The 23,626-nt window shown below is 69.4% G+C and carries 21 protein-coding genes and 1 pseudogene; 10 read left to right on the plus strand and 12 right to left on the minus strand.

Going from position 1 to position 23,626, the window contains the following annotated elements; all coding sequences use genetic code 11:
* Nucleotides 1-145: 145 nt before the first annotated feature.
* The 6 genes from E3O50_RS01585 to E3O50_RS01610 form a co-directional block, all read right to left on the minus strand.
* Nucleotides 146-703, minus strand: a complete 558-nt coding sequence (locus tag E3O50_RS01585; RefSeq protein ID WP_241975413.1) for a CinA family protein — start codon at nt 701-703, stop codon at nt 146-148.
* A gap of 6 nt (nt 704-709) precedes the next feature.
* Entirely contained in the window at nt 710-1,309 is a 600-nt protein-coding gene (pgsA, locus tag E3O50_RS01590; protein WP_134446947.1) for a CDP-diacylglycerol--glycerol-3-phosphate 3-phosphatidyltransferase, read from the minus strand.
* A gap of 2 nt (nt 1,310-1,311) precedes the next feature.
* A complete protein-coding gene (locus E3O50_RS01595) occupies nt 1,312-4,308 on the minus strand; it encodes a DNA translocase FtsK (protein WP_134559741.1) in 2,997 nt (998 codons plus the stop codon).
* A gap of 89 nt (nt 4,309-4,397) precedes the next feature.
* Nucleotides 4,398-6,074 carry a ribonuclease J gene (locus E3O50_RS01600; RefSeq protein ID WP_134559743.1) on the minus strand — a complete coding sequence of 559 codons (1,677 nt, stop codon included), beginning with the start codon at nt 6,072-6,074 and terminating at the stop codon, nt 4,398-4,400.
* 28 nt (nt 6,075-6,102) lie between these two features.
* Nucleotides 6,103-7,080, minus strand: coding sequence for a 4-hydroxy-tetrahydrodipicolinate synthase (gene dapA, locus E3O50_RS01605; protein WP_134559745.1), 978 nt, complete (start codon nt 7,078-7,080; stop codon nt 6,103-6,105).
* Nucleotides 7,081-7,128: 48 nt separating this feature from the next.
* Complete coding sequence (locus E3O50_RS01610) at nt 7,129-8,337, minus strand: glycosyl hydrolase (RefSeq protein WP_241975414.1); 1,209 nt, start codon at nt 8,335-8,337, stop codon at nt 7,129-7,131.
* 84 nt (nt 8,338-8,421) lie between these two features.
* On the opposite strand from E3O50_RS01610, the gene E3O50_RS01615 reads away from it, so the two are divergent.
* The 8 genes from E3O50_RS01615 (at nt 8,422) to E3O50_RS01650 (ending at nt 16,319) form a co-directional block, all read left to right on the plus strand.
* Nucleotides 8,422-8,910 carry a thioredoxin family protein gene (locus tag E3O50_RS01615; RefSeq protein WP_134559749.1) on the plus strand — a complete coding sequence of 163 codons (489 nt, stop codon included), beginning with the start codon at nt 8,422-8,424 and terminating at the stop codon, nt 8,908-8,910.
* The gene (locus tag E3O50_RS01620) at nt 8,900-9,415 is read left to right on the plus strand and encodes a DUF4395 domain-containing protein (protein ID WP_134559751.1); all 516 of its coding nucleotides are present in this window, start codon (nt 8,900-8,902) and stop codon (nt 9,413-9,415) included. The genes E3O50_RS01615 and E3O50_RS01620 overlap by 11 nt, the downstream gene beginning before the upstream one ends.
* Nucleotides 9,416-9,514: 99 nt before the next feature.
* Nucleotides 9,515-9,940 carry an OsmC family peroxiredoxin gene (locus tag E3O50_RS01625; protein WP_134446935.1) on the plus strand — a complete coding sequence of 142 codons (426 nt, stop codon included), beginning with the start codon at nt 9,515-9,517 and terminating at the stop codon, nt 9,938-9,940.
* A 15-nt stretch (nt 9,941-9,955) separates the two neighbouring features.
* Complete coding sequence (locus E3O50_RS01630; RefSeq protein ID WP_134559753.1) at nt 9,956-10,846, plus strand: TIGR01777 family oxidoreductase; 891 nt, start codon at nt 9,956-9,958, stop codon at nt 10,844-10,846.
* Nucleotides 10,847-11,053: 207 nt separating this feature from the next.
* Complete coding sequence (gene opgC / locus E3O50_RS01635; RefSeq protein ID WP_134559755.1) at nt 11,054-13,597, plus strand: OpgC domain-containing protein; 2,544 nt, start codon at nt 11,054-11,056, stop codon at nt 13,595-13,597.
* A 28-nt stretch (nt 13,598-13,625) separates the two neighbouring features.
* Nucleotides 13,626-15,581 (plus strand): glycosyltransferase, encoded by a 1,956-nt coding sequence (locus tag E3O50_RS01640; RefSeq protein ID WP_134559757.1) that lies wholly within the window; start codon nt 13,626-13,628, stop codon nt 15,579-15,581.
* Nucleotides 15,578-15,910 (plus strand): STAS domain-containing protein, encoded by a 333-nt coding sequence (locus tag E3O50_RS01645; RefSeq protein ID WP_134559758.1) that lies wholly within the window; start codon nt 15,578-15,580, stop codon nt 15,908-15,910. Before E3O50_RS01640 ends, E3O50_RS01645 begins: the two co-directional genes overlap by 4 nt.
* On the plus strand, nt 15,903-16,319 hold the full coding sequence (locus E3O50_RS01650) for an ATP-binding protein (protein ID WP_166788320.1): 417 nt from the start codon (nt 15,903-15,905) through the stop codon (nt 16,317-16,319). The genes E3O50_RS01645 and E3O50_RS01650 overlap by 8 nt, the downstream gene beginning before the upstream one ends.
* Nucleotides 16,320-16,347: 28 nt before the next feature.
* Here the strand turns inward: E3O50_RS01650 and E3O50_RS01655 are convergent, their stop codons facing one another.
* Together E3O50_RS01655 and dapB are read right to left on the minus strand one after the other, a co-directional pair.
* Nucleotides 16,348-16,791 (minus strand): tetratricopeptide repeat protein, encoded by a 444-nt coding sequence (locus tag E3O50_RS01655; protein WP_134559762.1) that lies wholly within the window; start codon nt 16,789-16,791, stop codon nt 16,348-16,350.
* Nucleotides 16,788-17,621, minus strand: a complete 834-nt coding sequence (dapB, locus tag E3O50_RS01660; RefSeq protein WP_134446930.1) for a 4-hydroxy-tetrahydrodipicolinate reductase — start codon at nt 17,619-17,621, stop codon at nt 16,788-16,790. The genes E3O50_RS01655 and dapB overlap by 4 nt, the downstream gene beginning before the upstream one ends.
* A gap of 108 nt (nt 17,622-17,729) precedes the next feature.
* Between dapB and E3O50_RS01665 the strand changes: the two genes are divergently transcribed.
* A complete protein-coding gene (locus tag E3O50_RS01665; RefSeq protein ID WP_134559764.1) occupies nt 17,730-18,251 on the plus strand; it encodes a GNAT family N-acetyltransferase in 522 nt (173 codons plus the stop codon).
* 42 nt (nt 18,252-18,293) lie between these two features.
* On the opposite strand, the gene E3O50_RS01670 is transcribed toward E3O50_RS01665, so the two are convergent.
* The 3 genes from E3O50_RS01670 to E3O50_RS01680 form a co-directional block, all read right to left on the minus strand.
* Nucleotides 18,294-18,896 (minus strand): histidine phosphatase family protein, encoded by a 603-nt coding sequence (locus E3O50_RS01670; RefSeq protein WP_134446926.1) that lies wholly within the window; start codon nt 18,894-18,896, stop codon nt 18,294-18,296.
* 69 nt (nt 18,897-18,965) lie between these two features.
* Nucleotides 18,966-20,321 (minus strand): pitrilysin family protein, encoded by a 1,356-nt coding sequence (locus tag E3O50_RS01675; protein WP_134559766.1) that lies wholly within the window; start codon nt 20,319-20,321, stop codon nt 18,966-18,968.
* Between the two features lie 81 nt (nt 20,322-20,402).
* Nucleotides 20,403-21,473 carry an aldo/keto reductase gene (locus E3O50_RS01680; RefSeq protein ID WP_134446922.1) on the minus strand — a complete coding sequence of 357 codons (1,071 nt, stop codon included), beginning with the start codon at nt 21,471-21,473 and terminating at the stop codon, nt 20,403-20,405.
* 228 nt (nt 21,474-21,701) lie between these two features.
* On the opposite strand from E3O50_RS01680, the gene E3O50_RS01685 reads away from it, so the two are divergent.
* The gene (locus E3O50_RS01685; protein ID WP_134446920.1) at nt 21,702-23,339 is read left to right on the plus strand and encodes a peptide chain release factor 3; all 1,638 of its coding nucleotides are present in this window, start codon (nt 21,702-21,704) and stop codon (nt 23,337-23,339) included.
* Nucleotides 23,340-23,375: 36 nt separating this feature from the next.
* On the opposite strand, the pseudogene E3O50_RS01690 reads toward E3O50_RS01685, so the two are convergent.
* Nucleotides 23,376-23,626 (minus strand): annotated as a pseudogene (locus tag E3O50_RS01690) (hypothetical protein); the annotation flags it as partial.

Below are 23,626 nucleotides of genomic sequence, written 5' to 3' on the forward strand. Positions count from 1 at the left end.
AGTGCAGCCTTATCAAGTAAAGCTACTTCGGTCATGCCGGTGGCGGATGGATAACAGTACTACATCCACCCGACTCCTGCAGACTACCCAGAACGACTGGGGTTTGCTTGTGAATATGTACTGTGTAACCCAGCGTTTACGCGAACTATTCCGTCGGTAACGTGGCTATCAGCCCACGCACAGCTTCGACGGCCGCCCGGACCGTTTTCGCCCGGATCGCGGCGCGGTCACCGGTGAGGGTGAGCAGGACCGCTGAGGATTCGGTTCCGATTGAGAGGCCGAGATAGACCGTCCCCGGTTGTCGGTCGCCCTGGGGGTCCGGACCGGCGACACCGGTCGTCGCGACCCCGATATCCGCGCCGCGGCCGCCGAGGGTGAGCCGCCTGCGCGCGCCCGCGGCCATCTGGCACGCGACCTCCGGGTCGACGGGGCCGTGCGCGGCGAGGAGTGCGGGGTCGACGCCGAGGAGGGTGTGCTTGAGTTCGGTCTGGTACGCGACGATGCCGCCGGCGACGACGACGGATGCCCCGGGGATCCTGATGAGTTCGGCCGCGAGTGCTCCCCCGGTCAGGGACTCGGCCACGGCGATGGTGAGGCGCCGGCTGGTGAGTTCGAAGATCAGGGCCGCGGTCGGATCATCCGCTTCGGTCGCATTCACCGTCACATCGGTCGGATCGGGCACATCGTTCGTATGGATGGTCACGGCAGGTCAGCCGTCGTGCCGGGACTGGCGCGAGACACGCCGGGCGGCGACGAGGTAGTCGATGCCGGTCGACACGGTCAGCACGAGCGCGACGGCCATGGCCGCGTAGTTGACCCAGTGGATCCAGTCGCCGAGCACGAGCCAGAGCGGCACGAGGAAGAGCGAGATCGCGACGGACTGCATGATCGTCTTGAGCTTGCCGCCGCGGGAGGCCGGGATGACCCGGTCGCGGAGCATCACGAAGCGGAACGCCGTGATGCCGAGCTCGCGGACCAGGATCACGATCGTGACCCACCACCACAGTTCGCCGAGGATCGAGAGGGCGACGAGCGCTCCCCCGGTGAGCACCTTGTCGGCGATCGGGTCGAGCAGCTTGCCGAGGTCGGTGACGAGGTTGTACTTGCGGGCGATCGCTCCGTCGATCCCGTCGGTGGCGATCGCGAGGATGAACAGCACGGCGGCCGCCCAGCGCAGCGCGCCGTCCTGGCCGGCGTCGGCGAGCAGCATCCAGATGAACAGCGGGGCGAGCAGGATCCGCACGACCGTGATGAGGTTGGGCAGGTTCCAGTTGCTGGGGTGTGCGACGGGTTCGGATGCTGTGGCCATGATCAGTCCCTGCCGGTGAGGTTCCAGGCATCCTCGTCTGCTGACGACGCCTCTTCCTCAGGGTAGCCCTCGCTCATTTTCGCGACCGGGTCGCCGGCGTAGCGGGGGTCGGGCTGGGAATCGCGGCGGGCATCCGCCTCGTGGGCGGCGTTGGCCTGGCGGGCCGCCGTTGCGGCGTGGTGCTCGTCGTCGGAGCCGCGGAGCAGGGCGAGCACGCTCGGGAGCTGTTCGACGGTGACGAGCACGTCGCGGGCCTTCGACCCCTCGGACGGGCCGACGATCTCGCGGGACTCGAGCAGGTCCATCAGCCGGCCGGCCTTGGCGAAGCCGACGCGCAGCTTGCGCTGCAGCATCGAGGTCGAGCCGAACTGGGTCGACACGACGAGTTCGGCGGCGGCGAGGAGCACCTCGAGGTCGTCTCCGATGTCGGAGTCGATCTCCTTGCGCGGCGCCTCCATCGAGACGTCCGGCCGGTAGTCGGGGCGGGCCTGCTGGGTGACGTGCTTGACGACCCGTTCGATCTCCGCCTCGCTGACCCAGGCGCCCTGCACGCGGATGGCCTTGGATGCGCCCATCGGCAGGAAGAGCGCGTCGCCCTGGCCGATGAGCTTGTCCGCGCCCGGCTGGTCGAGGATGACCCGGGAGTCGGTGACGCTCGTCACCGCGAACGCGAGGCGGGACGGCACGTTGGCCTTGATCAGGCCGGTGACGACGTCGACGCTCGGACGCTGGGTGGCGAGCACGAGGTGGATGCCGGAGGCACGGGCGAGCTGCGTGATCCGCACGATCGAGTCTTCGACGTCGCGCGGGGCGACCATCATCAGGTCGGCGAGCTCGTCGACGACGACGAGCAGGTACGGGTACGGCTTGAGGGTGCGGGCGCTCCCGGCCGGAAGCACGATCTCGTTGCCGACGACGGCCTTGTTGAAGTCGTCGATGTGGCGGAAGCCGAAGCTGGCCAGGTCGTCGTAGCGCATGTCCATCTCTTTGACGACCCACTGCAGCGCTTCGGCGGCCTTCTTCGGGCTCGTGATGATGGGCGTGATGAGGTGGGGCACGCCGGCGTATGCGGCGAGTTCGACCCGCTTCGGGTCGATCAGCACCATGCGCACGTCGCTCGGCTGGGCGCGCATCAACAGGCTCGTGATCATCGAGTTCACGAAGCTCGACTTACCGGAACCGGTCGAACCGGCGACGAGCAGGTGGGGCATCTTGGCGAGGTTGGCCACGACGAATCCGCCGCCGACGTCCTTGCCGACGCCGATGGTCATCGGGTGGGTGCTGTTCGTGGCCGCCGCCGAGCGGAGCACGTCGCCGAGGGTGACGATCTCGCGGTCGGTGTTCGGGATCTCGATGCCGATCGCGCTCTTGCCGGGGATCGGCGAGAGGATGCGCACCTCGTTGGACGCGACCGCGTACGAGAGGTTCTTGCTGAGGGCGGTGACCCGTTCGACCTTGACGCCGGGGCCGAGTTCGATCTCGTACTGGGTCACGGTCGGGCCGCGGGAGAACCCGGTCACCCGGGCGTCGACCTGGAACTGGGTGAGCACCTCGGTGATCGACGTGACGATGACGTCGTTCGCCGCCGAGCGCGCCTTCGCGGGAGGTCCGGCGGTCAGGGTCGTGTTCGACGGCAGCTCGTACGGCACGGCCGGGTGATCGCCGGTGTCCGGGTGCAGCGGATGCCCGTCCTCGCCGGGCACCGCACCGGTCGCCCCTGCGGCACCCAGGCCGTCGAGTCCCGGAAGCACCTCGGTGAGTCCCGCCGCCGCGGCCGAGCCTGGGCCGCCGGTCGCCTCGTCGTCGTGCAGGCCGAAGTCCGAGCCGCGCGGCACGTCGATCTCGCCGGTGAAACGCTTGATGGCGTCCTCGGCGCGGAGCAGGTCCTCGAGTACCTCTGTGCCGTAGTGGTCGCCGCCGGAACCGCCGCCGGACAGCCCGACCGAGAACGGCGTGGCCGGTGTCGGCACCGGGGACCCGTCCGCGGGCGCGATGGCGCTGTCGAAGCCGCCGCGGCCGTCGCCGCCGAGAAGGGTGCTGAGGGGATCGTCGCCGGCCCCGGACGGGCCGTCGCCCGCCTTCGAACCGTGAGCGCCGGCATCCGACACGAGGGCGCCACCGAAGTCAGGGTCTTCCTCGCGCTTGCTGTTGTTGCGACGCCACCAGGGCAGGGCGCTGTTGCCGTCCGGCTCGCCGTCGAGACCGTCGAGTTCGACCTGGGCGGTCTTCTCGGCGCGCTCGATCTTCGCGGTCTTCGCCGCCGCGCGCTCGTCCTCCGTGGAGAGCTCCGCGCCGAACAGCCAGGCGTAGAGCTCGCGCGAACGCTGGCCGATCCGGTTCGGCGGGGTCTTCGTGATGATCAGCAGGCTCAGGGCGAGCAGCAGGATGATGATGGCGGTGGCGCCGATGGCTGTCGTGAGGGCGATCAGCGGGGCTGCGATCATCCAGCCGATCACGCCGCCGGAGAGGGCGAGCACGTTCATGCCCTGGGTGGGCGTCGGCTGGCCGCCGTAGACGTGGCAGAGCCCCGAGACGGAGACGAGCAGCAGGCTCAGGCCGATGCCGATGCGCCCGTTGTCGTGCACAGAACTGGGCTTGCGGAACAGCCAGATCGCGAAGACGAAGAGGATCACCGGCAGGGCGAACGCGACCCGGCCGAAGAGCCCGCCGAAGGTCCAGGCGTCGAAGTTGCGGGCGATCGCGTTGTCGATCAGGAACCATTCCACGACCGCGCCGGCAACGGCGAGCAGCACGAGGAAGAACGGCAGGCCGTCGCGGCGTTCCTCTTTGGAGAGCTTTTCCGGGCCGAGTGCGCGAGCGGCGGCGCCGGCGACATGGGCGAGGGCGAGCCAGGAGCGCACGAAGAGGCCGGGTTCGGCCTCCGCTGCGGCGAACTTGACCGTCTTCTGTGCTGTGGTGCGGGCAGCCGGCTTGCGCGCGGGCGTACCGCGGGCCGGCGTGGTGCGGGCGCGCCCGGTCGACTTAGTGCTCGTGGCCATGAAGTCCACGGTACCGCCGAGCCACCGATTCCGCGTGAGCCCACGCGGTCCTGGTCGTGGCGCCGCACACGCGAGCGCCTCCGGCGACCCTAGGCCTCGATGACGAGCGGCACGATCATCGGGCGGCGGCGGAACGTGACGTTGACCCACCGGCCGACCGTGCGGCGCACGATCTGCTGCAGCGCGTGCGGGTCGCGGACCCCGTTCTCGGCGGCCTCGCCGAGGGCGGCGCGAATCTTGGGCAGCACCGCATCGAAGACAGAGTCGTCCTCCGCGAAGCCCTTCGCGTGGATCTCCGGGCCGACGATGACGTTGCCGGTCTTGGCGTCGACGACGATGATGATCGAGATGAAGCCCTCCTCTGCGAGGGTGCGCCGGTCCTTGAGGTCGGCCTCGGTGATCTCGCCGACGGTGGAGCCGTCGACGTAGACGTAGCCGAGGTCGAGCTGGCCGACCTTCCGCACGACGCCGTCCTTGAGGTCGAGCACGGTGCCGTCTTCGGCGAGGATGACGTTCTCCGGCGGCACCCCGGTCTCGGCGGCGAGCTTCGCGTTGGCGACGAGGTGCCGGTATTCGCCGTGCACCGGGAGCACGTTCTTGGGCTTCAGGATGTTGTAGCAGTAGGTGAGCTCGCCCGCGGCGGCGTGGCCGGAGACGTGGACCTTTGCGTTGCCCTTGTGCACGACGTTGGCACCGAGCTTGGTCAGGCCGTCGATGATGCGGTAGACCGCGTTCTCGTTGCCGGGGATGAGTGAGCTCGCGAGGATCACGGTGTCGCCGGGGCCGACCTCGACCTGGTGGTCCTGGTTGACCATCCGCGCGAGCACGGCCATCGGTTCGCCCTGGGAGCCGGTCGACATGTAGACGATCTTGTCGTCGGGGATGCTGCCGGCCTTCTTGAAGTCGACGAGCACCCCTTCCGGCACGGTCAGGTAGCCGAGATCGGCTGCGATGGTCATGTTGCGCACCATGGAGCGGCCGAGCAGGGCGACCCGGCGTCCGTTGGCGTGCGCGGCGTCGAGCACCTGCTGCACCCGGTGCACGTGGCTGGAGAAGCTCGCGACGATGACGCGGCGCGGAGCCCGGGCGATGACGTCGTCGAGGACGGGACCGATCAGCCGCTCCGAGGCGGTGAAGCCGGGGACATCCGCGTTGGTGGAGTCGACGAGGAAGAGGTCGACTCCCTCAGTGCCGAGCCTGGCGAACTCGCGCAGGTCGGTCAGCCGGTGGTCGAGAGGGAGCTGGTCCATCTTGAAGTCGCCGGTGTGCAGCACGGTGCCGCCCGCGGTCTTGATCGCGACGGCGAGGGCATCCGGGATGGAGTGGTTGACCGCGACGAACTCGAGGTTGAACGGGCCGAGCCGCTCGGTCTGCCCCTCGGCGACCTGGAGCGTGTACGGCACGATCCGGTGTTCCTTGAGCTTGGCTTCGATGAACGCGAGGGTGAGCCCCGAACCGATCAGGGGGATGTCCGCCCGCAGCTTGAGCAGGTACGGTACGGCGCCGATGTGGTCCTCGTGCCCGTGCGTCAGCACCACGCCGAGAATGTCGTCGAGGCGGTCCCTGATCGGGCTGAAGTCGGGCAGGATCAGGTCGACGCCCGGCTGGTGCTCCTCGGGGAAGAGCACGCCGCAGTCGACGATCAGGATCTTGCCGTCGATCTCGAACGACGTCATGTTCCGGCCGATCTCGCCGAGGCCGCCGATCGGGATGATCCGGAGCGTTCCCGGTTCGAGTGTGGCCGGTTCGTAGACGTCGATGGGCATGGGCCCTCCTCGTGGTTCGGTGTGCTGACTAGCGGGTGGTTCCGGCGATCTTGGGCAGGGCCCCGCCGGCGGCGGCGTTGCGGTCCGGGCGGAAGTTGGAGAAGTCCACACCGGGGATGTTCTTGACGAGGTCGATCTCGTCCTCGATCTCGGCGGCTTCCCATTCCTCCGGGCCGACGAGGGGCAGCCGCACGCGGGGGCTCGTGATGCGCCCGAGGCCGTGCAGGATGTACTTGGCGGCGACGGTTCCGGGCACGTGGGTCATCACGGCGCGCACGAGCGGCTCGAGCTGCTTGTGTGCGGCGGTTGCGGTCTTGAGGTCGCCGGCGTTGACCGCGTCGACCATCTGCCGGTACGGGGTCGCCGCGATGTTCGCGGTCACGCCGATCAGTCCGGTCGCGCCGATCGACAGGTGCGGGAGCACGTTGGGGTCGTCGCCGGAGAAGTAGAGCAGGTCGGTCTGGTTGAGCACGCGGCTCACCTGGGCGAGGTCGCCCTTGGCGTCCTTGACGGCGAGGATGTTGGGGTGCTTCGCGGCGCGCAGCAGAGTCTCGTATGCGATCGCGACGCCGGTGCGGCCGGGGATGTCGTAGAGGATCACCGGCAGGTCGGTCGCGTCGGCGATCATGCGGAAGTGGGTGAGGATGCCGGCCTGGGTGGGCTTGTTGTAGTACGGGGTGACGATCATGTTGCCGTCGGCGCCGGCCTTCTCGCTCTGCCTGGCCAGCTGCATCGCGTGCGCGGTCTCGTTCGAGCCACCGCCCATGATGATCTTCGCGCGGCCGGCCGCGACGTCCTTGCCGACCTCGACGAGGCGCAATTTCTCCGCGTCGGTGAGGGTCGAGGTCTCCCCCGTTGTTCCGGTCACGACGATGCCGTCTGCTCCGGCCGTGATCACGTCGTCGATGTGCTTCGCCACGCCCGCCCAGTCGACCTCACCGTCGGCGGTGAAGGGGGTTACCAGGGCGACGAGGACCTGGCCGAACGGATTCTCAGACATAGACACGTGGACAGGCTATCGCCTTGCCGGCGTCCGGCGGCAGTCCCGGCCGCGTTAACCGGCCTTCTGGGCGCACGACTCGTCGGGATGCCCGAAGATCAGCCAGCCCGGAAGATCGCTGAGGAAGGCCGACCGTACCGCGGCGCTGCGGGCGAGGGTCCAGTCGACGCGCGCCCCGATCTCGGTCTCGTATTTCTCCCACTCGAACCAGTTGATCATGTGCAGCCTGGGGAACCTCGTCGCCGTGTCGGCCGAGAACACCTGGCGCCACCACGCCCGCTTGATCGCCAGTTCCTGGGCCGGATCTCCCCCGGACACCACGAGCGCCGCGGTTTCCGGGATCGCGACGGGTTTGCCGTGCCCCTCGCCGTAGACGCCGTAGAAGTCGGGCGTGGCGGTCTCGTCGCCGGCGAGCCCTGCGTAGGTTCCGGTGAGCTGGGCGGCGAACTTGCCGGGCTCCGGCACTTCGTCCTCGCCCCAGGGGTATGCGGATCCCCAGTGGTACAGGGACATGCCGACCCAGTCCACCACGTCGTCTCCGGGGTAGTACGGCAGGTAGGGGTCGTCCCTGATGGTGAGCGTGCCGTCGCCGTCTGTGTCCAGGGCGGTGAAATCGGGCGTGCCGGGCTTCGCCGCGTACACTCCACCGGCGAAGGGATAGCCGCCGCCGTAGTTCGGCGCCCACATCATCGCCGAACCAGGGGCATCGCGTTTCACGGCGTCCGCGACCCTGCGGAACGCCGCGACATACTCCGTCGGCTGCTGGCCCCACTCGTACCAGGACCCGTTCATTTCGTGGGCGAAGCGCACGACGACGGGTACGCCGCGGTTGTTGAGTCCGCCGAGCAGGGCGCCGAGGTTGTCGGCAACGGCAGGGGTGATGGCGGCGAGACCCGCGCGAGGTTCGAGGGTGAGCAGGAGTTCGCCGCCGTTGGCGAGCACCTGGCCCGCTGCGGCCCCGACGTTGGCGCGGTCGTCCGCACTCATCGGCAGGCCGGAGAAGGAGACGGCGACCGCGGGACGGAGGCCGCTACCGCTGAATTCGGCGAGGGTCTCGGCGCCCCAGTCCAGGTTGACCCCGAACAGAACCCCCGTGTGTGGAACCAGGTCGGCCGTCGATGTGACCGCGCACGAGACCGTCGGAGACGCGGAGCCCGGTGCCGCTGTGCAGCCGGCGAGGAGCGCTACGACGCTGACGACTGCGCCGACAGCGGCGGAATGGCGGAGCGCGCGGGAGGGACGCGCCCGGGAATTGTGAGGCACGGGTCCCACCCTAACGGGGGGCGCCGTCCGTAATCTCTCGTCACACGAAGATTCCTCGCTCGAGTCCCGCGTAACGTCGACCCCATGAACCCCTTCGGCGCCGCACTCGTCGTGGTCGCCCTCGTCGCGGTCGCGACCGTGCTCGGCCTCGTCTACCGCTCGCGCCAGGGGTTGTTCCGCGACGTCGCCGACACCGAAACGACCGTGCTGACCCCTGCGGATGTCGGCAGCCAGGTCCCCTTCGGCCCCGCGGCCACCCTCGTGCAGTTCTCCACGGAGTTCTGCAGCCGCTGCCCCGGCACCCACCGACTCCTCAGCCAGATCGCCGATGGCCGTCCCGGCGTTGCCCACGTCGACGTCGACCTCACGCACCGGGCCGACCTCGCGAACCGCTTCGGTGTGCTGCAGACCCCGACGACGCTCATCCTCGACGGCGCGGGTCGCGTGCACGCCCGCGTCGGCGGCGCGCCGCACCGGGCGGATGTCCTCCGTCACCTCGACCATCTCGCCGGGCCCGAATCGGCGAACCCCCTCACCGCGTCACACCTGCCAGGGAGCCCCCATGCCCAGTGATTCCTCCGCGAACCGCGCAACCACGCCGAGCCCCGCCGCTCCGCCCCGTCGCGCGCCCGTCGACCCCCGAGGCCCGCGGTTCAGCGCCGCCATCACGGCCGTGCTCCTGCTCGTCGTGATCTTCCTCTCCCTGACCGGGGCATCCGTCGCCGCTCTCGTGTTGCTCGCCGCGATCGCGGCGCTCTTCGCCTGGGGAGCATTCGCAGGCGTCGGCCGGCACCCGTACGGCCTGCTGTTCAAGCGATTCGTACGTCCCCGCCTTGCACCGCCCGCCGAACTCGAAGACGCCGCTCCGCCGACCTTCGCCCAGGGGGTCGGCCTGTTCGTGACCGTCATCGGCGTCGTGCTCGGACTGTTCGGTCTCGCCCCCGCAGTCGGGATCGCCGCCGGTTTCGCGTTCATCGCGGCGTTCCTGAACTCGGTCTTCGACTACTGCCTCGGCTGCCAGCTCTACCTCCTGCTCGTGCGCGCCCGGATCCTCAGTCGCTCCCCCGCCGCGGCCTGACGCGCGTGGACCGGGCTCCCTGTCAACTCCCAGACTGAGCCTGTCCCTCTGAGTGGATGCCCGGTTAGGCTGGGGCTTTCACACCCAGGAGGTAACACCATGGCACTGACCAGCGAAGCGTCAACCGTCTGGACCGGAGACCTCAAGTCCGGCCATGGCACCGTCTCACTCGACTCCTCCCACGCCGGCGAGTTCCCGGTGACCTGGAAGGCACGGAGTGTCGGGAGCCCGAACACCACCAACCCGGAAGAGCTCCTCGGCGCCGCGCACGCCGCGTGCTTCTCGATGGCCCTCGCGAACGGGCTCGGCGCGGCCGGGCACACGCCGGAGAACATCCAGACGACCGCTGCCGTGACCTTCGAGGCCGGAGTCGGCATCGTCGGCAGCCACCTGCTCGTCAGCGCGAGCGTGCCCGGCCTCACCGAGGAACAGTTCGCGGCATTCGCCGAGGACGCGAAGGCGAACTGCCCGGTGTCGAAGGCCCTCGCCGGGATCCCGATCACGATCGAAGCGGAACTGGCCTAGGCGCAGGAGCGCCCGATGCGCGTACTGATCGCCGGAGCCTCCGGGCTCATCGGAACCGAACTCGTCCGCCAGCTCGGCGAAGCCGGGCACACCGTCGCCCGGCTCGTGCGCCATCCGGCCACCGGGCCGGACGAGGTGACCTGGAACCCCGCCGTCTTCGACATCGACCCTGCAGCCCTCGACGGGGTCGACGCGGTCGTCAACCTCTCGGGGGCCTCGCTCGCCCGTCTGCCGTGGACGAACGGCTACCGGACCGAGATCCTGGCCTCCCGGACCCACGCGACCCGCACCCTCGTCGAGGCGATCAGGAGGACTCCCACCCCGCCGGCCGTGTTCCTGAGCGGCTCGGCTGTCGGCCTGTACGGCAACCGGCCCGGTGAGATCCTCACCGAACGGTCCGCTCCCGCCGACGATTTCCTCGCTGCCGTCGTCGAGGCCTGGGAGGCCGAGGCCCTGCGCACACCGGCGCCGACCCGGGTCGTCCTGCTCCGCACCGGGCTCGTGATCGCGCGCGGCGGGGCGTTGAAACCATTGCTCCCCCTCGTCAGGCTCGGCCTCGGCGGCCCGCTCGGCCGCGGCATCCAGCACTGGCCGTGGATCAGCCTGCACGACGAGGCCGCCGCGATCGTGCACCTGCTCGGCTCCACCCTCAGCGGCCCGGTCAACCTCGTCGGACCGGCCCCGGCCTCGGCGAACGACGTGATCCGGGCCGTCACGGTCGCCCTGCACCGCCCGTTCCTCCTGCCGGTGCCGGAGTTCGCGCTGACATTCGCGCTCCGTGACGCCGCCCGCCAGCTGCTCCTCGCCGACCAACGGGTGAGCAGCGCCCTGCTGCAGGGCGACGGCTTCGTGTTCCGGCACGGCACGGTCGCCGAGGCCGTCGACGCGATGCTCGCCGAGGCGTGACCCGGCTGCGCGGCTCCACCGAGTGATGTCGCCGCCACGCCCCACCCTCATCCGGGGGTGATATTGCCTCGTTTTCCGCTACGCTGAGGCACAGGTCGCACCATCGTCGAGGGAGGCCGTCAGGCCAGACGTCGGGGGTAGCAGGTGCAGGTTTCCAGAGCACGCGGCTCCCGATCCCGTGTTCGACGGGTGGCCGCAGTGCTTGCCATGGTTCTGGCGCTGGCGCTTCCCCTGGCCACGCCGGCAACGGCCGCACGGGCCACCCCCACAACCTCGGCCACCGCCACCGCTACGGCCACGGAATCGGCAACGGCAACGGCAACGCCGGAACCTGCGCCGACGCCCGCCGTGACGGTGACGCCGGCGCCCGCGACGGACGGCGCTCCCGTCAGCCTCGAGCCGACCGCCGGAGCGTACTTCGGGTCGATCCTCGACTGGAGCGGTGACAGCGCCACCGAGCAGGCGTCCCGCCTCGGCTCCCCGAGCGCTTTCTACGAGCACTCCGTCTCGATGCCGATGTCCGACGCCGACACGAGCTACAGCGCCCAATTCCTGCAGAAGACGAACGGTGCCGGCTCCCTCCCGTTACTCACCATCCGACCGACGACGAGCCTTCTGGCGATCACTGCGGATGCCGCGACGCGGCTGGTCGACGGCATCGCGGCCGCGCGGGGCACCAGCACCGCCCCGCTGTACCTGCGCTTCGCCCCCGACATGAACAGCACCTGGGTGTCCTGGGGACAGCAGCCCTCCGCATACCGCCAGGCCTTCGCCGCCGTCGCCGACGTCGTGCACCGCCGTCTGCCCGGGGCCGTGATGGTGTGGTCGCCGAACTGGGGAGGCGGGTATCCGTTCACCGGGACCCGGGCCGCGGACACCGACACGCTCCGCGAGCTCGACACCAACCGGGACGGCTCCGTCGACGGCGGCGACGACGCGTACGCCCCCTACTATCCCGGCGCCGTCGCCGACTGGGTGGGGCTCTCGGTGTACCACGACGACACCGCGGGAGGCGACGCCCGCAACACCGTTCCGCGCGACGGCGAGCTGCTCGCCCGCCTCGGCTCCCCCGCCGCAGACGCCGCAGGCGACGACGACTTCTTCGGCCGGTATTCGACGGCGACCGGCACGCCGTTCCTCTTGGAGACCGCGGCGTTCTACAGTCCCTCAGCGGGCGGCCCCGGCGAACTCGCGATCAAGCAGAACTGGTGGCGCCAGGTCTTCGCCGCCGTCGCCGACCCGCGATACGCCACGCTCAAGGCCGTGCTCTGGCAGGACACCACGGCGACCCGTGCGGTCGTCGGCGGGACCTTCGTCGACTGGAGCGTGACACTCGGCGACAACACCCGGGCCGCCTTCGCTGCCGACCTTGCCGCAAGCGACCTCACGCTCGGCCCGCAGTTCGCGCCGACGACGACGAACGAGGCCGGGGCATCTGCCACCGGACCGGGGGTGACCATCGGCGGCTGGTGGGCCTGGCTCGTGGCCGCGCTCGTGATCGCCGCAGTCACGCTGCTTTTCGCGCTCGCGGTCGCGCGGCGCGGCCGGTCGGCGCTGAGCTATGACGGCCCGACCGACCGGGACCTGCGCATCGACCTGATGCGCGGCCTCGCGATCGTGTTCGTCGTGGTCAACCACATCGGCCTGGTCTCCCTGTTCCAGGAGATCACCCAGGAGGCCATCGGAATCGTCTCCGGCGCCGAGCTGTTCGTGTTGTTCGCCGGCGTCGTGCTCGGCATGGTCTACCGGCCCAAGATCGCCATGAGCGGCATCGGCGAGGTGGTCATCCGAACCAGCCGGCGCGCCTGGAAGCTGTACTACACCGCCCTCGCCGTAGTGATCCTGATCTTCGCGGTGAGCCTGCTGCCCTTCGTCAACGCCGGCTACCTCACGACGTTCACCGACCAGGGCACCGGGGCGCGAGGCAGTTCGGCGTCGGGCCACGTCTACGACCTCTATGCCAACGCCGGGCAACTGCTGACCTACCCGGTGAACCCGCACATCCTCCTCGACCTGGCACTCCTCCGGCTCGGGCCGTGGCAGTTCAACGTGATGGGCCTGTACGTAGTGCTGCTCCTGGTCTGCCCGCTCGTGCTGTGGGCGTTGTCGAAGCGGTGGTGGGTGCCGGTGCTCGCGCTCAGCTGGGGCTTGTACCTGTTCAACGCGCTCGCGGGGGTGCGTCTGTTCCCCTCCGAGTTCGAGGACTCGTTCCCGCTGCTGACCTGGCAGGTGCTCTTCGTCACGGGAATCGTGGCCGGGTACCACCGTGTCGCCCTGCTCCGCTGGTTCGCCTCGCGGTGGGGCCTCGTGGCCGCTGCGGTGATCGTGCTGCTCGCGACAGCGTTGATGTTGTTCTCCTGGAGCAACCCGTATCTCCCCAGCGCCTTCTCCGTTCGCCTCGGACTCGTTCCTGACGCGCTCTTCCGCTCGATCTACGGCGCATTCTTCGGGCGCACCAACCTCGAGCCCGGTCGTCTCCTCAACGTGATGCTCGTGGTCGTCAGCCTCTACGCCCTGGTCAGCGCATACTGGCGTCCGATCCGGCGCGCCCTCGGCTGGTTCCTGATCCCGCTCGGGCAGGCCACCCTCTACGTCTTCATCATGCACGTGTTCTTCGCCCTGATCGCCGCCAACATCCCGGCGCTCCAGGACGGGAACGTGTGGCTGAACACCGGCGCATACGTCGTCATCCTGGCGCTGCTCTGGGTGATGGTCAGGACGAAATTCCTGTTCCGGATCGTGCCGCGATGAATCGTGCCGCGATGAGAGGGGTGCTCCGATGAGCCGGATGCTGGCACTGCGGATCGTGGTCGTGCTCACGCTCGCGCTCGGTATCAACTACGTGGCGTGGCGCTGGATGTTCTCGCTCAACTGGGACGCGTGGTGGATCGCCGTCGCCCTCGTCGCCGCCGAAACGTACAGCCTGATCGACGTCAGCCTCTTCGGCATGATGATGTGGCGCGCGTACACCCGCCCGGCACCGCCGGCGCCTCCCGCGGACGCGACCGTCGACGTGCTGATCGCCACGTACAACGAGCCGATCGACCTCGTGATGACGACGGCACTCGCCGCGCGGGAGATCACCTTCCCCCATCGCACCTGGGTGCTCGACGACGGCGCCCGGCCGGAGCTCGCAGCGGCGGCGGCGGCAGCCGGCATCGACTACCTCTCGCGGGGAACCGAATGGATCGACCGGCCGCGCCACGCGAAGGCCGGGAACGTCAACAACGCGCTGATGGAGACCCAGGGCGAATTCCTGCTCATCCTCGACGCCGACCAGATCCCCCGGCCGGAGATCCTCGACCACACCCTCGGTTACTTCACCGACGACAAGGTCGCGCTCGTGCAAACCCCGCAGGTTTTCAGCAACGTCACGGTCGAGGACCCGCTCGGCAGCCAGGCGCCCCTGTTCTACGGCCCGATCCAGCAGGGCAAGGACGGCTGGAATGCCGCCTTCTTCTGCGGATCGAACGCCGTGCTGCGCCGCGAGGCCCTGATGCACCTCGGCATTCTCGGGTACGTGCGCGAGGTGGAGGGTTCCGTGCGCACCGCGCTCCGCGACGCGAGCCGTGTGGTGCGGGGTGCCCGCCGGCATCCGGCCGCCCGCAACCCCGCGGTCGCGCACGCCCTCACGGAAGTCTCCCACGCGATCAGGCAGGCGCGTGCCGCGATCCGGCGCGACGAGCCGCTCGCCGAAGTCACGTTCGTGCTGCACGAGCGGGTGGATGCCGCGGCCGCCGGCATTGTGGTCGGCGAGGTGACGTCGCTCGCGGACGACCTGCGCGAGATCAGCGAATTGGCCGGCACACCGGACTCGCCGTACCTGCTCGACATCGATGAGACGGTCGCGAGGCTCGCCACCCGCGAGCTCTCACCGTTCAAGGCCCTCGAGGCCGTGCGCTCCGCCCTCGACACGATCGCGATCGACCGCGGCCACGAGGCCCAGCCGGTGATGCCGCTCGCGACCATCTCGGTCACCGAGGACATGGCCACGTCGATGCGGCTGCACGGCCTCGGCTGGAAGAGCGTCTACCACAACGAGCTGCTCGCGGACGGGCTCGCCCCCGAAGACGTGGGCACGATGCTCACCCAGCGGCTGCGCTGGGGCCAGGGCACCATGCAGGTCTTCCTCAGGGAGAACCCGCTGCTGCAGTGGAAGATGAGCCTGCCACAGCGCCTGATGTACTTCGCCACGATGTGGAGCTACCTCTCCGGTTATGCGGCGGTCATCTATTTCGCGGCGCCGATCGTGTTCCTCGTCTTCGGGATCCTGCCGGTGTCCACCAATGCCTGGGATTTCTTCCTGAGGTTCATCCCGTTCATGATCGCCAACCAGCTCCTGTTCTTCGTGGCCGCGCGGGGTATCCCCACCTGGCGGGGCCAGCAGTACAGCCTCGCCCTGTTCCCGGTGTGGATCGACGCCTGCACCACCGCCTTCAACAACGTCGTGCTCGGCATCCCGCTCAACTTCGCCGTGACGCCGAAGACAAGGCAGGCTCACACCGGACCGCAGTGGCACCTGATCAAGCCGCAGATCACGGTGATGGTGATGCTCGTCGTCGCGATCATCGTCGGTTGTGTGCGCCTGTTCGTCAACGGCGCCGAACCGATCGGCACCGGGGTCAACATCGGCTGGGCCGTCTACGACCTCGTCGTCCTGAGCGTGTTGTTCAAGGCGGCCACCTACCAAGGCTTCACCCCTGAGGCCGCACCAGAGGAGCACCCAGAGCAATGAATTTCCGGACTGAAACGATAGCCGGCAACGTGGCGGCCATTCGCGCGGACGGCCGACTCAACATGGTCTCCGCGCCGCTGTTGCGCGAGGTGGTGTCCGCAGCGATCGCCGCGGGGACGGTGCGGATCGTCGTCGACCTGAGCGGGGTCGACTTCATGGATTCGTCAGGGCTCGGAGCCCTCATCGGCGGCCTGAAGGTCGCCCGGCAGGCCGGCGGGGACCTCCGCATCGCCGGTGCGACGCCGCAGGTCGCGCTCGTGTTCGAGCTGACCCATCTCGACCGCATCCTGCAGAACCACGCGACCGCAGAGACCGCATACCGTGACTGATTCCGACACCACCCTGGCGCTCAGCACTCCGCCCGACGATATCGACACCGTGCAGGACTTCGTCCAGCGCGTGCTCGAGCCCCACTCCGACATCGTCGACATCGACCGGTTCGCGTTCGAGACGGCCCTCGTCGAGCTGGCGTCGAACGTCATCCAGCACGCCGCCGCGGGAACCGGCATCACCTGCGTGCTGTCGATCCACGCCGACGACCACGAGCTCAGCGCCCGGATCAGCGACACCGGAACGGCCGGAGCGGTAACGCTGAGCGGACCTGTGCTCCCCGACGACCTCGCGGAGTCGGGCAGGGGGCTCGCGCTCATCCAGATGCTCGTCGATTCCGTGCACTTCGAACGGGTCGGAGACCGCAACGTCTGGACCATCTCCCGCGCCAGGCATCCGCTGCCCTGACGAATCAGACGGAGTCTTCGGGCGAGAGTCAGGCTGCGGCGCGCTCGAGCGTGATCGCTGTGCGGATGGCGCCGCGGGCGCGTTTCCGGTCCCCGGCGGCGTCGTACGCGAGGCCCAGCCGGAACCAGGCCTTCCAGTCCTCCGGTGCCGCGTCGACCGCGTCGCGGTACTGCGGGAAGTCCGCGTCGGCCGCGTCCCTGACCGGGCGGCCGCTCGCGCGGATCGGCAGGGTCTCGACCGGGAGTTCTCCGCTCGCCTCGAGCAGGCGAACGAGCCTGGCCGAGCGGGATCCGAAGGTGACCTCGAGCACGAGCGCCCAGATCCCGATCAGGGGCAGAACCAGCAGCGCCACGCCGATCGCGATGCCGACGGGTGCGCCACTCTGCAGGAAGAGCACCGCCCGCCACCCGACGAGCACCAGGTAGAAGGCGAGCAGGATCGCCATCATGCCGGCGCCGATGCGGCCCTTCATTCGAAGATCTCGGAGTCGGCGTCGATCTCGGGGACGCTGTCGAGGTCGGGCTCCGCTGCGATCGCGACGATCGCCGCCGGCGGGGTGGGGGGCGCGCCGAGGCCGAGGTCGACGACCTGGTCGAGGCCGACGGTCACGCCGACGGCAGTGCGGGCAGCGTCGAGGGCGAGCAGAATGCCGCGCCGGTACGCGTTGGCGGACAGCGTGTTATGGGAGATCGTGACCGTCTCCCCCGCGCCGCCGAAGATGACGTCCTGCCGGGCGAGCACGCCGTCGAGGCGCAGGCTGTGCACGGGCACGCTCGACACCTGCTGCCCGCGTGCTCGCTGGTCGTTGTGCGGTGCAGACACCGGGCCGAGCTCCGTGCGTGCGAGACCGATGAGCTCGGCGGTGCGGACCGCAGTCCCCGAGGGAGAGTCGACCTTGGCGGCCTGGTGCGTTTCGACGATCTCGATCGAGTCGAAGAGCCGGGCGAGCATGGCCGAGACGGCGGTCGCGACGACGGAACCGATCGAGAAGTTCGGCACGATCACGACGCCGGTGTCACTCCGGCCGCGGATCCGGCGCTCGAGCGTCGTGATGCGGGACTGGGACCAGCCGGAGGTGCCGACGAGCACCCGGATGCCGTTGTCGACGGCGAAGTCGACGACGCTCTGGCTCACGCCGGGCAGGGTGACGTCGACGACGACATCCGCCCCGAGCATGTCGGACAGCGGGCTGCGCGAGTCGAGGCCGGCGTGCAACTCGTACCCGTCGGTCTCCTCGACGAGCCCGCTGATCAGTCGGCCCATCGTGCCCGTAACGCCGACGATGGCCACCCGTGTTGTCATACGACTAATCTACCAAGCGGCAATCCGGCAATCCGGCATCCGGCATCCGGGCCCCGCACGACCCGGCGCGAACTGGGCTCACCGGGTTCCCCGACGTAGCCTTGTGGCATGCCAGCCACCCCGAAAGCACCCGGCCCCGTCTTCCGCGAGGTATCCGTGACGGATGCCGGTTCCCTCGCCCTCCTGACGGCCTACTTCAGCGATCGGCAGTCGAGCTTCCCCGTCGAGCAGGGTGCCTACCGAACGACCTTCCCGGTGGCCGGGGACTTCCTGCCGCCGAACGGTGTCTTCCTGCTCGTCGGCGAACCCAGCGGGAACCCGGAGCAGGCCTGGGTCGGGTGCGGCGGCATCCGTCGGATCGGGGACACCCCGGGCGGCGGCGCCCGCTACGAGGTCAAGCACCTCTGGCTGCAGCCGGGCACACGCGGGAGGGGCTGGGGCCGGGCCTTGCTCGCCGAACTCGAGCGGCGGGCGCGATTGTTCGGCGCCGCCGAGCTCGTGCTCGACACGAACGCGAGCCTGCGGGCCGCCGGAGCGCTCTACCGGAGCGCCGGCTTTGCGGATTGCCCGCCGTACAACGACAACCCGAACGCCACCAACTGGTACCGGAAGGGCCTCGCTCGCGACTAGTACAGAGCCCCGCTCGCGCCTGAGAGAGAGTCTCGCTCGCGCCTAGTACAGCAGCGGGTCAGGCAGTCCGGTGCGCATCTCCACGGGCAGGTGCCCGGTGTCGTTGTGGGTGACGAGCGTCCACGGGCGGCCCGGCTTCTGCAACAGCACGGTGAGGCCGCAGTTGGCCTGGTTGATGCTGATCCAGCGCCAGTCCGGAGCACCCAGCACTGCGCGCACGAACCAGCCGATGACGAAGTTGTGCGTGATCAGCAGTTCGTGGCGCTCGCCTCTGCGGGGCTGCAGGAATTCGGCGACGGCGTCGTCCATCTGCGCACGGCCGGCTTCGATCTCCTCCTCGGTGACGGCACCGAAGAACGGGGCGTATGCCGCGGGCGTCTCCGGCGCCATGCCGGTCGGGATGCAGTCGAACAGCAGCGGGGAGGGAACCGGGGTGAGCGAGGGCAGCCGCCCGGCGACGATCTCTGCGGTCTCGGCCGCGCGCTGCAGGGGCGAGTGCCAGGCGTCGGTGAACGGCACGCCGCCGAGGCGTTCCGCGATCAGCTGCGCCTGCCGTTTGCCGCGCGCCGAGAGCGGCCCGTCGGGCAGGCCGTGTTCGGCATCCTGTTGCTCGCCGTGACGAACCAGGTAGATGTAGTGGGGCAACGGGTTCTCTTTCGGTTCGGGGCGTTCGGCCGGACGGCCGGGCGGTACAGGGCCAGGTGACCCGTTGGATCAGGGCCGGACGCCTGGAGGCACGATTCCCGCGAAGACGTCGTCGTCGAGCGCGCCGACGGCGGCGATGGACAGCGGGCCGGCCGCGAGGTCGACGGCGAGGACCTGCACGTCGTCCGCGGTGACCAGGGCGAGCCGGCGCAGCGCCTCATCGAGGTCGACGAACTCACCGAGGGTGATCTCGGCGCGGCCGAGCCGGGACATCCGGGTGTCGGAGTCTTCGAGGGCCAGCGAGGAGGCACCGGAGAGCTGCCCGTTGGCGCGTTTCATCTCGTCCGCGGTGACACCGTGTTCGGCGAGCCGGTGCAGTTCGCTCAGGAGAAGCTCGGCGACCTGGCCCGCCTTCGCCGGGGTGCAGCCGGCGTACATGCCGAAGAGGCCCGCGTCGGAGTAGCCGGGGGCGAAGGAATAGACGGAGTACGCGAGCCCGCGCTTCTCGCGCACCTCCTGGAAGAGCCTCGACGACATGCCGCCGCCGAAGATGGAGGTCAGAACGCTCATCGTGACGCGGCGATCGTCGGTCGCGAGGAGTCCGGGGAACCCGAGCAGCAGGTTCGCCTGCTCGAGCGGGCGGCGCACGACTGTGACCGCGCTGCCCTGGTGGATCTCGGCGGGTCGCCCGTTGCGACGCCCGACGGGGGCGGCGTGTTCGCCCAGGTCCCAGCCTGCGGAGTAGAGCGCCCGGGTCACGTCTGCGACGAGCACGTCGTGGTCCACGGCGCCCGCGACCGTGACGACGAGGTCCTGCGGGCGGTAGTTGGCGCGGTAGTGCGCGAGCACGGCCTCCGGGGTGGCCGCCCTGATCGTGTCGGGGTTGCCGCCGATCGGGCGTCCGAGCGGATGCTTGCCCATCACGGCCTCGAAGAAGCGCTCGTTCGCAACGTCCGCCGGGTCATCGTCAGCCATGGCGAGTTCCTCGAGGATCACGCCGCGTTCGGTCTCGAATTCGACCGGGTCGATTGTGGACGAGGTGAGCATGTCGGTGAGCACCTCGACGGCCATCGGCAGGTCGCGGTCGCGGACCTTCGCGTAGTAACAGGTGTATTCCTTCGCGGTCATCGCGTTGTGCTCGCCGCCGACGGAGTCGAAGGCAATCGCGATGTCGAGGGCGCTGCGCTTGGCCGTGCCCTTGAAGAGCAGGTGTTCGAGGAAGTGGGTGGAGCCGTAATGCCCGGGCGCTTCGTCGCGGGAACCGACGGCGACCCAGTAGCCGATCGTCAGGCTCCGGCTGCCGGGGACGTGCTCGCTGAGAATGCGCACACCGCTCGGGAGGACGGTCCGGCGCACGACGGATTCGCCGGCGGCTCGGAAGGACAACTCGGCGAGTGTGAGGGGAAATTCAACGGCGCTGTTCATGACACCACCACCCTACGTCACGGCACCGACGGCATCAGGGTGCCTCGCGGAACCGAATTCGAGCGGCGGGCGGCGTCGGCGTCAGCGGCCGGCAGCGAGCCCCGTCACCCGCTCGAGGTCGACCATGTCGCTGCGGGTGAGCCGGATTCCGGCGGCCGCGATGAGGGAATCCACCTGGTCGGGCTGGCTGGCCCCTGCGACGGGCGCCGTGACCCCGGCCTGCGCGAGGAGCCACGCGAGCGCGATCGATGCGGCCCCGGTGTCGTGGTCGGCCGCGATCCGGTCCACCACGCTGAGAACCCTCAGCCCGGGCCTGCTGAGGTGCTTCGCGGCGCGGGCATCCCTCGTCGTGCTGTGCAGGTCGGCCTTGGAGCGGTACCGGCCGGCCAGGAAGCCGTGCGCGAGGGAGAAGTAGGGCAGGACCGCGAGGCCTTGGGCCCGGGTGACGAGGGACAGCGAGGACTCGAAGCCTCTGCGCTGCAGCAGGCTGTACTCGGTCTGCAGGGCGACGAAGCGCGGCAGGCCGTTCGCGGCGAGGATGCGGGCCTCCATCAGGCGCTCCCCGGAGAAGTTCGAGGCGGCGAGGTACCGCACCTGGCCGCTGCGCATCAGCACGTCGACGGCGCCGAGGCTTTCCTCGAGCGGCACGGTCGGATCGTCGAAGTGGAAGTGCAGCAGGTCGATGTAGTCGGTGCCCAACCGGTCGAGGGACGCCTGGACCGCGCCGATGATACTCCGGGAGGACAGTCCGGGGTTGTCCCGGTTCTTGCCGATCTTGGTGGCGATCACGGTGCTGTCGCGCGCCTTGCGGGAACGCAGCCAGGAGCCGATGATCACTTCGCTCCGTCCGGAGGTGTAGCTGTCCGCGGTGTCGAGGAAGTTGCCGCCGAGTGCACGGTGCCGGTCGAGGATACGGTGGCTCGTCTCGCCGTCCGCGGTCCAGCCGAAGACGCTCGAGCCGAGGGCGACCGGGTGCACGGAGAGGTCTGTATCCGCGATGGTGCGCCGGGCGCCGACGAGAGGGAGGCGCCCGTCCGGCTGGACCGGGATCGAGACGGAGATCGGCGGCGGCCCCTGGAGCGGGTGCGCGGTCACGTGGGCAGAGGCCGGGTGAAGAGCACGCTCGGAATCCTGAATGCCTGACTGGATCATCCGTCACTCCTTACTGCTTACCGCGACTGCTGGGTGTGGCCCCAAAACTGAGAGTAACCCGCGAATCGGCGCACGGAAAGGACACGCCCGAACCGTTATCAAAACGGATGCTGGGCGTCTGCCGCGAGGTCGCCGCGCCACGCCGGATAGAGTTGTACGGGAACGATTCCGGTTACGGCCTTCTGAGCAGGCGTGAGCCCGAACGAATCAGCCGCGAAAGAAGGATCCATGACGCAGCCCACCACCGGCGTGCCGACGACCGGCGCACCCGCGACCGAGATCACCGCAGAGGCGCGCAGGCGGCGCACCTTCGCCGTGATCAGCCACCCCGACGCGGGAAAGTCGACCCTCACCGAGGCGCTCCTCCTGCACGCGCACGCCATCACGACGGCGGGCGCGACCCACGGCAAGGCCGGCCGCCGTGGGACCGTGAGCGACTGGATGGCGATGGAGCAGGCCCGTGGCATCTCGGTGACGAGCGCGGCAATCCAGTTCGAATACCGCGACAGCGTGATCAACCTCGTCGACACCCCCGGCCACGCCGACTTCTCCGAAGACACCTACCGGGTCCTGTCGGCCGTCGACGCCGCCGTGATGCTCGTCGACGCGAGCAAGGGCCTCGAGGTGCAGACCATGAAGCTCTTCGACGTCTGCCGTCAGCGCAACCTGCCCGTGATCACCGTGATCAACAAGTGGGACCGGCCCGGCCTCGACGCTCTCGCCCTGATGGACGAGATCCGCACCCGCACCGGACTGCTCCCGACACCCCTGACCTGGCCGGTCGGAGTGGCCGGCGACTTCCGCGGCGTCATCGACCGGTCGACCGAAGAGTTCATCCGCTTCACCCGCACGGCCGGCGGCGCGACCGCCGCAGACAGCGACCGGGTGCCGTTCGAGGTCGCCGCGACCGAGGAGGGCGAGGCCTGGGTCACCGCGACCGAAGAATCCGAACTGCTCGGCGAGGAAGGCCAGGACCACGACGAGGCCACGTTCCTCGCCAACCAGACCACCCCCGTGCTGTTCGCCGCGGCCGTGCTCAACTTCGGCGTGCAGCACATCCTCGACACCCTCGTGGACTTCGCCCCTGCCGCGGAGGCGCGTGTCGACGCGGCCGGCGGGCACCGCCCGGTCGCCTCACCGTTCTCCGGCTTCGTGTTCAAGGTGCAGTCGGGCATGAACGCCTCGCACCGGGACTACGTCGCCTTCGTGCGGGTCTGTTCGGGCCAGTTCCGTCGCGGAATGATCGTCACCCACGCCGCAAGTGGCCGGCCCTTCGCGACCAAGTACGCCCAGCACCTCTTCGGACGCGAACGCGAAGTGGCCGACGAAGCCTGGCCCGGCGACATCGTCGGGCTCGTCAACGCGTCGGCACTCCGGGTCGGCGACTCCATCTTCGAGAGCGAACCCGTCGAGTTCCCGCCGCTGCCGATGTTCGCGCCCGAGCACTTCCGTGCTGTGCGCTCCGCGGACAGCAGCAAGCACAAGCAGTTCCGGCGCGGCATCGACCAGCTCGACCACGAGGGCGTCATCCAGGTGCTCCGCAGCGACCTGCGCGGCGACCAGGCCCCGGTGCTCGGCGCCGTCGGCCCGATGCAGTTCGAGGTCGTCGAGGAACGCATGACGCACGACTTCGGCGCCGCGATCCGTTCGGAGTCGCTCCCCTACCAGATCGCCCGCCGCACCAACCGGGAGAGCGCCGAGATCCTCGGCCACGACCGGCAGGTCGAGGTGCTGATGCGCTCAGACGGGACACTCCTCGCCCTGTTCAGCACCCCGTGGCGGTTGCGCAACACGGTCCGCGACCACCCGGAGCTGATGCTCGAAGACCTCGCCGCCGGCGCCCTGGAGCCGGCGCCCTCGGCCTAGTCATCCCCCGGCGGCATCGTTCACCGGAAGCCTCGTTCAAAACGGGCTCGGGTCGTCGGTGTCGTCGGGTGCGGGGTCAAGGTTCCAGACATCCACGAACGAGACCGGTGGTTTCGGTTCGGGTTTCGGTTTCCGGGGTGGTCTCATATCCGCGGAGGGTTCGACGATGTAGCGGTACCCGGCCGGGCAGGTCCATTCGATGCGGCCGTCGCCGAGGTGTCTCGGCGTCCACCGGGTGTAGCTCTTCACCGCGTGGTGATACGGGCAGAGGTGGGCGAGGTTCATCG

It is taken from the genome of Cryobacterium sp. MDB1-18-1 (assembly GCF_004402735.1).
In the GTDB taxonomy this organism is placed as follows: Bacteria; Actinomycetota; Actinomycetes; order Actinomycetales; family Microbacteriaceae; genus Cryobacterium; species Cryobacterium glucosi.